The following is an 11,319-nucleotide window of genomic DNA, read 5'->3' on the forward strand; positions in this document are numbered from 1 at the left end:
AGGACAATGTCCCGGACTCGCCCGAAGATTCAATCATGTCGATTTTTCTGCCCGAAGCGTCGAAGACGGATGCGGAGAAACCGTTCGGGCAGTCGAAGTAGCGCAGGGTGATGGTTGAGCCGATTGGCGTAACTGACAAGGGGTTTAAACCCCTTGTCTCAGACTGGTGTGTTACGGGGGGAGGGGGTGTTGCGGGTGTTGCGGTTAAGGCGGAGCGGGATGTCACGGCTGAGGAGGACCGAGGAGGCTGAGGAGGGCTGAGGGGTACGGAAAGGGTTGACATGGCCTTTTTGAGGGATAAGATTAGGCATGTTTTTTAATCGCTTCGTGCAAAAAAATCACGCCGCGAAGCGCCTCCTTTTTTTCGCAATTTTCTTTTTTTGTTCTGCTTCTGCGGCTTTCGGACAGGACTACTACGTTACAAGGCCTGACCCTCGAGTGCTCGGGCATGGCTCATACAACGTGTCCCTTCACCTTGTTCCAAACGGCGGGCTTCTTTTGGGCCTCAAGGTAGGATTCTTCGAGCGTCTGCAGATAGGTCTCACATACGGCGGTTCGAACATCATCGGCGCAGGCGATATCGACCTCTACAGCTTTCCCGGCGTGCAGGCAAAGGTAGCCATACTCAAGGAACCCGAGCTCCCGCTCTCCTTGGCCGTGGGATTTGACTCGCAGAATTCAGTGTGGTCAGAGCAGGTCAACCAGCCCGGAGCCTATCTTGTTTTAGGTAAGGAGATCCCCCTGGGCTGGCTGGCGTTCGACCTGGCTTTTGGCGCAGGCTACGATTTCCTGAACCAGTGGGGATGGAGAGGCTGGCATGTTTACGCGGCGCCTTCAATAATATTGGGGCAGGCGTTCAACATAACGCCCGAGCTGGTGGTCTACCCGGAGTACGGCATCAACCTCGGCATGTCGGCAGGCTGGCAGATAACCAAGGGAACCGGCATAGAGTTCTGCCTTTCGGATATGTTCGCTGAAACAGACCCTAACTGGACGCGAAGCGTGCGTTTTCAACTTACCCAGGAGTTTTAATGTCGGATGCAATTGCTAGTTTGAAGGATAAGAATGTGGAGTTCGTCGACCTCAAGCTTTCGGACCTCGAGGGCAGGCTGCGTCATATCAATTTTCCTTTATCGAGGCTTTCGACTGCAATAGAGCAGGGAGTGGGCTTCGACGGCTCCTCGCTCGGAGGCTTCAGGGACGTAGCTGAATCGGATTTGATTGTGAAACCGGACACGTCCAAGATATGGATAGACCCTTTCTACGAGCACCCTACAGCAAGTTTCTTCGGGAATATATATGAGCCTAACGGTCAGGAAACCTTCGCCGCTTGCCCGCGAAACATCCTGCGGAAAGCGCTTGCTCTTGTTAAGAAGGAGAAGATAGCGGATAAAATTCTGGTTCTTCCGGAGTTCGAGTTCTACCTTTTCGACGAGGCAAGCTATCACGTAGATACTCTTTCGAGCGGATTCTCTATCGAATCGAGTGAAGAGGATGAAGGATGCGGGGTGCGCAACGCCTATCACATAGCTCCGCCCTTCGACGCCTTCGCCGACCTCAGGAGCGATATAGTCCGCCTCATCGAGGACGCTGGAGTTGAGGTTAAATACCACCATCACGAAGTATGCCGCTTCGCTCAGATGGAGATAGAGACCGCTTTCTTGGATTTACAGGAAGCGGGCGACGTTATTCAGTCCGTAAAATACATCATCCGCAATGCGGCCGCAGCAGAGGGAATCAAGGCGACCTTTATGCCTAAGCCCCTTGCCGGCGAAGCCGGAAGCGGAATGCATTATCACGTGCAGCTTTGGAAAGGCGAAAAAAATATGTTCGCCGATTCGAAGGACGATAATGCGCTCTCCGAGACAGCCCGGATGTTCATGGGAGGCGTCATAAAGCATTCGAGAGCGCTATGCGCGTTTACTAACCCGACCACCAACTCCTATTTGAGGCTTCAGGGCGGCATGGAGGCTCCTTCGAGGGTGTTTCATTCCAGGGCGAACCGCAAGGCAGCATTAAGGGTTCCCGGCTACCTGCGCGGCGGAGCAGATTTGAGATTCGAGTACCGGGTTCCGGATGCTGCGGGAAACCCCTATCTTACTCTCGCAGGCATAATGCTTGCAGGACTTGACGGGATAAGGCGGAAGCTCGACCCCGGCGAATTGGTAGTCGACCTGCCAAAAGATGATGACAAGCGGTTTCCCAGACTTCCCCGAAGCCTCGATGAGGCGCTTGAAGCATTATCCGACGATTCATCCTTCCTTACCGAAGAGGGCGTCTTTCAGAAAGAAGTTATAAATAAGTGGCTCAAAACCAAGGAGAAAGAGATAGCGGAAATCAAGTCCTATCCTACTCCCGCTGAGTACGTTAAATACTTCGCATTATAAAACAACAAAAAACATAAGGAGGAACAATGGCGGTGAGAGTGGCCATAAACGGCTTCGGAAGAATAGGAAGACTCTTCTTCCGGACATCTTACAAGGAGAAAGGACTTGAGGTTGTTGCGGTCAACGACATTACCGATTCCGCAACGCTAGCGCATCTTTTAAAGTACGACTCCATTCACCGCGGCTCGCTTGATGTTAAAACGACGGATTCCGGTTTTAAGGTTGACGGACAAGATATAAAAGTATTGAGCGTTAAGGACCCTGCCAGCCTGCCCTGGAAGGACATGAATATAGACGTCGTGGTTGAATCGACAGGGCTTTTCAGGACATTCGAGAAGACCGAGCCGCATCTCAAGGCTGGCGCAAAGAAGGTTATTATATCGGCGCCAGGGAGCGGCAAGCCCGAGATTCCCACTTTCGTGATGGGCGTAAACCACAAGGATTACGACCCGGCGAAGGACCATATCGTATCGAACGCTTCGTGCACGACCAACTGCTTAGCCCCTCTCGTGAAGGTGCTCGAGGAGGGATTCGGAGTCGAACGCGGATACATGACTACAATTCATGCCTATACGGCGGACCAGAAGCTGATGGACGCCCCGCACAAGGACTTAAGACGCGCACGCTCGGCCGCGCTCTCGATGATACCCACATCTACGGGCGCTACCAAGGCTATTACAAAGGTAATGCCGCATCTTGCGGGCAAGCTCTCGGGCATATCGATTCGCGTTCCGACCCCGGACGTCTCCATGGTCGACTTTACAGCAATCGTGAAGAAGCCGACGAATGTTGAGGACGTAAACGCGACATTCAGGAAGACCGCTCAAGGAGAGCTGAAGGGGATACTCGAGTACCGGGATGAGCCCCTCGTTTCCGTAGATTTGACCACCAATCCAGCCTCCTCGATATTCGATTCCCTTTTGACAGAGGTGGTGGACTCGACACTCGTAAAGGTTTTTTCATGGTACGACAACGAGTGGGGATACGCCAGCAGGATAAAGGATCTTGTCCTGTATATGGGAGAGAGGTTATGAAGCTCAGAAGCATTGCCGAGCTTGCGATAAACAAAGGCTCTAAAGTTCTTGTCAGGGTCGACTACAACATACCCGTCAACGACGAAGGGACGATAACGGACGACGCAAGAATCAAGGGAACCATCGATACGCTAAAATACATACTCGAAAAGGGCGGAATACCAATAATTCTATCCCACTGGGGAAGACCGGAGTCAGGTCCCAGACCCGATATGAGTCTCGCACGCGTTGTGCCCGAACTTCAGAAGCTTCTTGAACACCCTGTCAACTTTCTTATAGAGCCTCTTGGCGATTCCACTAAGGCGAGCGTTGCGGCTGCAAAACCAGGCGATGTTTTTCTCATAGAGAACCTGCGGTTTCATTCGGGCGAGCGGAAGATTGACCCTGAGTTCGCAAAAGCCCTCTCGGAGTATGCGGATTTTTACGTAAACGACGCCTTTCCTGTTTCGCACCGCAGCCAGACGAGCGTATCCGTGCTCCCGACCTTCTTCAAGGACCCTGCCGCGGGCTTCTCCCTCATAAGGGAGGTCGACTACTTCTCGAAGGTTGTTTTTTCGCCCGAAAGACCATACGTTCTGATAATCGGCGGCAAGAAGGTAGAAGACAAGATAGGCGCACTTAGATTTCTTCTCGAAAAGACCGATGAGGTTCTTGTAGGCGGAGGCTCATGCTACACTGTTCTTGCCGCAAGAGGCTATCCTATAGGCCACTCCGTTCTGGACAAGGATCTTCTCGACGAGATAGACGATATTGCCGATTCGCCGAAGGTAAAGACTCCGGTCGACCATATAGCCTCTACCTCCTATTCCGAGCCCCAGAAGGCGAAGGTCGTCACTACCGAGTCGTTCCCGGATGATATGATGGGCCTTGACATTGGTCCTCAGACGAGAAAGGCGTTCATCGAGGCCATAAGAAAGGCTAAAACGATTCTCTGGTTCGGTCCCTTAGGCGCTTACGAGGAGAAAGCGTTTTCTGTTGGTTCGAGAGAGGTTGCCCAGGCGATGGCCGAGGTAACGAAAGAAGGAACTACGACGGTTACAGGCGGCGGAGATTCGCTCGCAATGCTAAAATCCTTCGGGCTAGAGGACTCGCTAAGCCACGCATCCATAGGCGGCGGCGCATGCCTTCACTTTCTTGAAGGAAAGGAGCTTCCCGGCATAACGCCGCTGATTGCCTAACGCTTGACTGAGCTTGAATTTCAAAGGGGCGATATCGCCCCTTTTTTTATTGCATTAAAGACAAGCCTCGATTATAATCCGCTATGTCGACTCTGCGCTTTCTTTTCGGGCTCTGGACTGGAAAACTACTCCATGCGCTTACAAGAATCATCGGCCGCGGAGGCGGAACTGCAATGCCGGGGCTTGTGGCGCTCAGGCTTTGCCCCGGATTTCTTGAAAGGATAACGAAGGACCTTCGCAACGGCTCTATTGCCGTTACAGGCACCAACGGCAAAACCACGACTACGAGGATGATATCGGACATACTGAGAGCAAAGGGATACAATCCGATATCGAACAGACAAGGCTCGAATCTTGCGCGCGGTCTTGCATCCGCGGCGCTCGACAGAGCCAGCCTCAGGGGCAGGCTTTCCGGGGATATCGGCCTCTGGGAGACGGACGAGGCGGCTTTTCTTCCGGTAGCGGATGCAGTCAAACCAAGACTCGTTGTCGTCAACAATCTTTTCCGCGACCAGCTTGACCGCTACGGCGAGGTAGAGCGTCTCAGGCTCAGCATAAAAGAAGCTATCTCCAGGCTTCCGGATGAGAGCGTCCTTGTACTGAACGCGGACGACCCTTCGGTCGCTTCACTCGCCGACGGTTTCCAGGGCAGGGTCGTATTCTTCGGACTCGGCGACGAGAGCTGGCGGCTCAAAGGCAAGGTGCATGCCATAGACGTTAGAAGCTGCAGAAGGTGCGGCGGTCCATTGAAATACAGGATAAACTTTCTCGGTCATCTCGGCGACTGGAGATGCACGAAATGCGAATCGAGAAGGCCGAAGCTCGATGTTAAGGCCAGAGACATAGTCCACAAGGGGATGACAGGCATGGATGCAATCGTCGAGACACGGAAAGGCTCGTTTGAAATGAGGCTGAACCTATCGGGAATATACAACGTATACAACGTGCTTGCCGCGGCTGCGGCATGTGAAGCGATGGGTGTTGACCTTGAGATTATCGAGCAAAGCGTCCAAAGATTCAGACCGGCGTTCGGCCGCTTCGAGAGGCTTGAGATAGAAGGCAGGGTTTTGTATCTTTTACTCATAAAGAACCCTACGGGCTGCAACGCAGTGCTCGAGACGCTTCTTGCCGCCAACAAGGAGCCTTTCCACGTACTCGTGGCGATTAACGATCTTACAGCGGACGGCAGGGACGTTTCCTGGCTGTGGGACGCCGATTTCGAGCTTCTGAGGAATAAGATCAGCTTCGCATGGACCGCCGGTATCCGCGCGGCGGATATGACCCTGCGGCTGAAGTACGCCGGCATCGACATGAATAATACGGCGGAGATAGGAGACCTGGAGTCGCGGTTCATGAAGCTCTTGCACTCGGTTCCGAAGGGAAAAACCCTCTACTGCCTGCCTACTTACACCGCGATGCTCAAGCTGCAGGATATACTTGCAAGAAAAGGCTTCAAGGCAAGGTACTGGAGAGAATGATGGAGTTGAGGCTCTGCCATCTTTACCCCGATCTCATGAACATCTACGGAGACCGCGGCAACGTCATCACGATAGTGAACCGCTGCCGCTGGAGAGGCATAGGCATTAAGGTGTCGGAGCTGTCAGCGGGAGCGAGTCTCGACGCTTCGGATTACGACTTGTACTTCTTCGGCGGCGGCCAGGACAGGGAACAGATAACGGTAGCCGAGGATCTGAGGGAAAGAAAGGCTCGAGGATTGAGGCAAGCGGTGGAACAAGGCGCCGCGCTTTTATCAATCTGCGGCGGATACCAGCTCCTTTGCCGCTACTATCAGCCCTTCGATGCGCCGAAGCTCGAGGGCGTAGGTATCTTCGATGCCTGGACCGAGGCATCGAATTTAAGGATGATAGGCAACCTTGCGATAACGCTTTCGGATTCCGTAGCAGCGGATGTCGGCGTCGCTGCGAAGACCGTCGTTGGATTCGAGAACCACAGCGGCAAGACCTATCTGGGCAAGAACGCAAAGCCGCTCGGCAAGGTGGACTCCGGTTTCGGCAACAACAGCCATGACAAGACCGAGGGCGCGGTGCATAAACACGCCTTGGGCTGCTACCTGCACGGCTCCCTATTGCCCAAGAACCCGCACATAGCCGATCTCCTGATAAGGTGGGCGCTCGAACACCGCTACGGAAAAGCCGAACTCTCCGCGCTCGATGATATGTCCGAATGGAACGCCCATTCCGCGGCGCTCAAGCGAACGCGCGAAACACACTGATTCTTTTGAAAATTTGTTGCCGGTCTGCCGGGTTGATACTGGTCAAAGGCATAGAGTATCTTAAGAAAGAAAAGGTCCCAATGCTCGTGAGCGTCGCGGCCCGAATAAGTCCACTAAATTATCTTTGCATGAGAAGTCGAAGTATTATATCGGCGCGTTGCTGCTACTGCGATCGCTTAACGATATCGCGGAACTCCTTTATTCCGAACAGCGAACCTATCAGAAAATACAGGAGAATGAAGAGTACGAAACCCAAGGCAACCACAAGAAGCGTACCCCAGAATCCGGCAAGCCACGGCGAGCTCTGGCCAAGCTTTCCTGCAAGCTGGGGAAGCAGAGCGAAACGATAGCAGAGATAGATAGGCAGACCTGAAAGTACTGAAGCGACAAGCGTTCGCAGACCGAAAAGAATATGGTCAGAGGCGTTCCATACTGCAAGTTTGCGCTTGAGGATAATCATCATGAACGTCATGCTGAAGAAATAGGATATGGATGTGGCAATCGCGAAGCCCCTGAACTGGCGCTCTTTTAGTATAACGAATGCAATCAGGAGATTGAGACAGACGTTAAGACCGACGCTCGCAAGATTCACGAACATCGGCGTCTTGGAGTTGCGCATGGCGTAGAATGCGCCCGAAAGGTTCTTTGCGGAAGACGCCGCCCAGATGCCGAGGATATAGAAAACGACTGCCTGCGCGGTGCAACTCGTGTCTATTGCCGAGAAGTTGCCTCTTTGGTATATCACGCGCACTATAGGTTCGGCGAAACCCGCGATGAAAACGGAAATCGGTATGAGCAGCAGCGATACCATCCTGAGAGAGCGTTTGAGCGATGAGGCCATTAAATACGTATCGCCCGAGGAGAAAAGCTTGGAGTACAAGGGAAGGCTCACCGTGCCCACCGCAGTGCCGAATATCCCAAGCGGAAGATGCATTATGCGGTAAGCGTAGGAAAGCCAGGAGACCGAACCCTGCTCGAGTAACGCCGCTAGAAAGGTATCGACCGCGACCTGAACCTCGACAAGGCTCAAGCCTATGATTACAGGGCCCCACAGCTTAAGCACCCTTGCGAGATCGGCAGACCGCCAGTTCATGTATGGGCTGAAGCGGTATCCCTTTGTCCAGACCGCTATATAGGGTACTAGAAACTGCAGGAAAGCTCCGGCCATTCCGCCGAGAGCCATGCCGAGCACCGGATCAAGCCCCTTTGATATCCAGTAGCTGTAGGTAAGATAAGCGCCTGCGATGGAAAGAACGTTGAAGAACGAAGAGCTTAGCGCAGGCAGAAAAAAGCTGTTGTGGGAGTTGAGGACCCCGGCGCACCAAGCGGAAAGAGAGATGAACAAAAGAAACGGAAAAAGCACGCGGTTGAGGAGCGTGGTTAGTTCGAGCTTTCCCGGAACGGCCTTGAATCCGTGACCGATAACCGAAACTATCTGCGGTGAAAACACTACTCCAAGAGCGACCACCACCCCGACTATCACGAGAAGGGTATTAAAAAGGTTGTTTGCGAAACGCCACAGCTCGCGCTTGTCTGAATGCTGCATCTTGTCCACGAACACGGGAACGAAGGAGGCCGAGAGCGCGTTTTCTGCGAAGAAATCGCGCAAGAGGTTGGGAATCCTGAACGCAACCTCGAAGGCGTCCTTGGCGAACCCGGCCCCGAAGAGCTGCGCCATTACCATCTCGCGCAAAAGACCTGTAATGCGCGAAATGCCTGTTGCGATACTGAAACCGGCTACCCCTTTGCGGAAGCTTTTGTGCTCAGTGATGGTATTCAATAAATTATTATACAGTCTTGCGTTAAGAAGGTCAAGATTATACATGCAAAAAGGAGTTGTTTAAAATTAGATGTCAAATCCGATAGAAGCCATTACGCAGTTATCGCGGGATTTTGCATAAGAGCCGTCCAATGGACGGCTCTTACTAAAAACCAGGGAGGAGAATGTTAATCCAGCTTGAAGCTGAACGGAATCACCACAGAAGTCTTGACTGCATTTCCTTGCTTCATTGCGGGCTTGAACGTCCATCGTGCCGCTGCATCGAGCGCGGCATTGTCCAGCTCTTCGAAGCCCGAGCTTTGCTTTAGCGTGGTCTCCTCCGGTTTGCCGTCCTTGCCCAGTATCGCTTGCACTAGCGCCTGTCCTTCGTGACCGCCAGCCTTTGCATCTTCAGGATAGCTGGGTTTGACTTGGGTCAATGGCTCGGGTTTCACATCAAGCTCGTCGTATGGGATTATGGTCACGAACTCGAACGGAACCGATATCTTTGTTCTGACATTCTTGCCTGCGGATACCGGAGCACTGAAGCTCCAGCCTGAAGCGGCTTCGAGCGCGGCATTGTCGAGATCGGTGTGACCGGAGCTTTCAACAATCTTTTTTTCTATGACCTTGCCGTCCGTATCTACAAGCATCTCAACGATAACGGTGCCCTCACGTTCGCTTTTGCGTGCTTCGTCGGAATATTCGGGTGCCTTCGTGGCCACAATCTTTATCGGCGAATCCAACTCTCCAGGGTCTGCAGTCTTGATGCATGCCGCAAATCCAAGAAGGGATAATCCAGATATAAGAAGGACATTGAACTTCATGTTCCATCCTTTCGCTTATTTTTTTTACGGATGCCTTAAAGGTATCCGACCTAGAATCCCTCCTCCGTAAACGTTGACCACTTTTATTCTAACGCATCTGCTTGATTATAGCCCTTGAGTGTTATCTGTCAAGTCCGAGTCATGACAAGCACTCACGGACTTTACACGTCTTACCTCAGGAAGTCGTATGTTGCCGGGTAGTTCGCCGAGAAACGAGTTTTACTCTGTGGACTGGCCGGCAGCAGGCGGGTCTTGTGTCTTTCTATCTGTTCACTCGTAGAGATCATCTTTATATCAGAGTGCGAATAGAGAAGCTGTGCAGCTTCAAGGTTCTTTACCGCCCACGCACGCTGGTTCCCATCGGGAATCCAGCCGCAGAGTCCGGCGAGCGTACCTGCTGTTTCGTCGCATATCTGCCAGTCACGGCTTCTCTGCCATCCGACTTCTCTCGATGCGGCATAAAGAACATGGCACGTTTCCAGGAACTGAGCGCGATGAAAAGGTGTATCGAATGCTACCCGGCCTGAAGTAACTGCCTGCTCCACGTATTTAACGAATACGGCCGCACCGCTTACGCTGCTATAGCCGCCGTCGAATGTTCCGGCGTTAACAAAAGGCGTTATCGCCATCACGAGGATTGCTAGCGCGATTACCTTTCTCACTTTGTTACTCCTTGATTTATAATTTGAATTATCAAATCCTTCGCCGGATTTGTGTCAAGCCTGTTTGACACCCCTGCCGGGGTCGATATAATCGTTTTCGAAATTAAATCCCTCAAAGGAGGATTGATGGACGAAAAGTATGCAAATCCCGCGCCCCTAGGTTTGATGGGCTTCGGGATGACCACGGTGCTTTTGAACATCCACAATACGGGCCTTTTCCCGATGAGCGCCGTAATAGTCGCTATGGGCATCTTTTACGGAGGCATTGCCCAGATAATAGCAGGTATAATGGAGTTCCGCAAGGCCAATACATTCGGAACCACTGCCTTCACTTCCTACGGACTCTTCTGGCTTACGCTCGTTTTTATTCTGATAGCGCCCGTTCTCGGACTGCCCGAGATGTGGAAGACTCTATCCGCGTTCACGGGCTGGTATCTGTTCTTTTGGGGACTCTTCACGTTCTGCATGATGTTTGCGACGTTGAAAAAAAACGTGGCGTTGTTCTTCGTGTTCTTGAGCTTGACCACCTTATTCTGGCTTCTTGCCGTCGGCCACTGGATTCCGGGCGTTACCGGTTCCCTTATCATTAAAATCGCCGGCTGGGAAGGAATCGTATGCGGGCTTTCGGCTATATATCTTGCCATGGCAGAGGTCCTCAACGAAAATATTGGACGAACCGTCCTGCCCATCTGTCCGTTTAAGAGCGAGTAATCTTTTTTGATTCTTGAGGCAAACCCATCGGTTTGCCTATATTTGCCGGCAGACCAAGGGGAAACAATGGGCAAGAATAAAGTAATCCTTGCCGTCGTGATAACGGCGCTAGCGGCGGTAAGCAAACCGGTCAGAGCGGAACCAAGGAAGGTTCAGGCACCTGGTCTGGTTCTGCCATTCGCAGAAAGAACACGGTTGAGACAACCTGGAATTCCGTCAGCGGAACATGGAATACCGACGACGATGAATATGGCTTCTTCTACGGTTCCCCATCGACTTACGAAGCAAGGTGGATTGTGACCACTAGTTCTTTACCTCAGCTTACGGGCGGAGGCACAAGCTCAGGCGGACTTGAAGAGTAGAACCCTTGAATGCGAAGATGCCAGAAGGGCTTTGCCCTCCTGGCATTGACATGAAACTCTGACAGCTTATATTAATATAGGTTAAACAAGGAGATCGTAATGGTGAATATATGTTTAGCAGGGCTTGTGATGCTAGGGGGTGTTATTAAGGGGCCTTTCCGCATAG

12 protein-coding genes are annotated in these 11,319 nt (G+C 52.3%); 8 read left to right on the forward strand and 4 right to left on the reverse strand.

Going from position 1 to position 11,319, the window contains the following annotated elements; all coding sequences use genetic code 11:
• Window positions 1–139, reverse strand: a 139-nt coding sequence (locus GX441_08990; protein NLI98774.1) for a hypothetical protein, incomplete at its 3' end; no start/stop codon positions are given.
• 170 nt (window positions 140–309) lie between these two features.
• Between GX441_08990 and GX441_08995 the strand changes: the two genes are divergently transcribed.
• The 6 genes from GX441_08995 to GX441_09020 all read left to right on the forward strand — a co-directional run bounded on the left by GX441_08995 (window position 310) and on the right by GX441_09020 (window position 6,832).
• Window positions 310–1,032, forward strand: a complete 723-nt coding sequence (locus tag GX441_08995; protein ID NLI98775.1) for a hypothetical protein — start codon at window positions 310–312, stop codon at window positions 1,030–1,032.
• Window positions 1,032–2,387, forward strand: a complete 1,356-nt coding sequence (gene glnA / locus GX441_09000) for a type I glutamate--ammonia ligase (GenBank protein ID NLI98776.1) — start codon at window positions 1,032–1,034, stop codon at window positions 2,385–2,387. The genes GX441_08995 and glnA overlap by 1 nt, the downstream gene beginning before the upstream one ends.
• A gap of 32 nt (window positions 2,388–2,419) precedes the next feature.
• Window positions 2,420–3,421, forward strand: a complete 1,002-nt coding sequence (gene gap / locus GX441_09005; GenBank protein NLI98777.1) for a type I glyceraldehyde-3-phosphate dehydrogenase — start codon at window positions 2,420–2,422, stop codon at window positions 3,419–3,421.
• The gene (locus GX441_09010) at window positions 3,418–4,599 is read left to right on the forward strand and encodes a phosphoglycerate kinase (GenBank protein NLI98778.1); all 1,182 of its coding nucleotides are present in this window, start codon (window positions 3,418–3,420) and stop codon (window positions 4,597–4,599) included. Before gap ends, GX441_09010 begins: the two co-directional genes overlap by 4 nt.
• An 83-nt stretch (window positions 4,600–4,682) precedes the next feature.
• Complete coding sequence (locus GX441_09015) at window positions 4,683–6,077, forward strand: DUF1727 domain-containing protein (GenBank protein NLI98779.1); 1,395 nt, start codon at window positions 4,683–4,685, stop codon at window positions 6,075–6,077.
• The gene (locus GX441_09020) at window positions 6,077–6,832 is read left to right on the forward strand and encodes a glutamine amidotransferase (GenBank protein NLI98780.1); all 756 of its coding nucleotides are present in this window, start codon (window positions 6,077–6,079) and stop codon (window positions 6,830–6,832) included. The genes GX441_09015 and GX441_09020 overlap by 1 nt, the downstream gene beginning before the upstream one ends.
• Window positions 6,833–6,995: 163 nt before the next feature.
• Here the strand turns inward: GX441_09020 and murJ are convergent, their stop codons facing one another.
• The 3 genes from murJ to GX441_09035 form a co-directional block, all read right to left on the reverse strand.
• Window positions 6,996–8,612 carry a murein biosynthesis integral membrane protein MurJ gene (murJ, locus tag GX441_09025; protein NLI98781.1) on the reverse strand — a complete coding sequence of 539 codons (1,617 nt, stop codon included), beginning with the start codon at window positions 8,610–8,612 and terminating at the stop codon, window positions 6,996–6,998.
• Window positions 8,613–8,779: 167 nt separating this feature from the next.
• Window positions 8,780–9,418: an energy transducer TonB gene (locus GX441_09030; GenBank protein NLI98782.1), complete on the reverse strand. Its 639-nt coding sequence runs from the start codon at window positions 9,416–9,418 to the stop codon at window positions 8,780–8,782.
• Window positions 9,419–9,588: 170 nt separating this feature from the next.
• Entirely contained in the window at window positions 9,589–10,080 is a 492-nt protein-coding gene (locus tag GX441_09035; protein NLI98783.1) for a hypothetical protein, read from the reverse strand.
• 126 nt (window positions 10,081–10,206) lie between these two features.
• Between GX441_09035 and GX441_09040 the strand changes: the two genes are divergently transcribed.
• A complete protein-coding gene (locus tag GX441_09040; GenBank protein NLI98784.1) occupies window positions 10,207–10,791 on the forward strand; it encodes an acetate uptake transporter in 585 nt (194 codons plus the stop codon).
• 66 nt (window positions 10,792–10,857) lie between these two features.
• Entirely contained in the window at window positions 10,858–11,091 is a 234-nt protein-coding gene (locus tag GX441_09045; GenBank protein NLI98785.1) for a hypothetical protein, read from the forward strand.
• The last annotated feature ends 228 nt before the right edge of the window (window positions 11,092–11,319 follow it).

The organism is bacterium, assembly GCA_012517375.1.
Lineage (GTDB): Bacteria > Hydrothermota > Tepidihabitantia > B3-TA06 > B3-TA06 > JAAYVC01.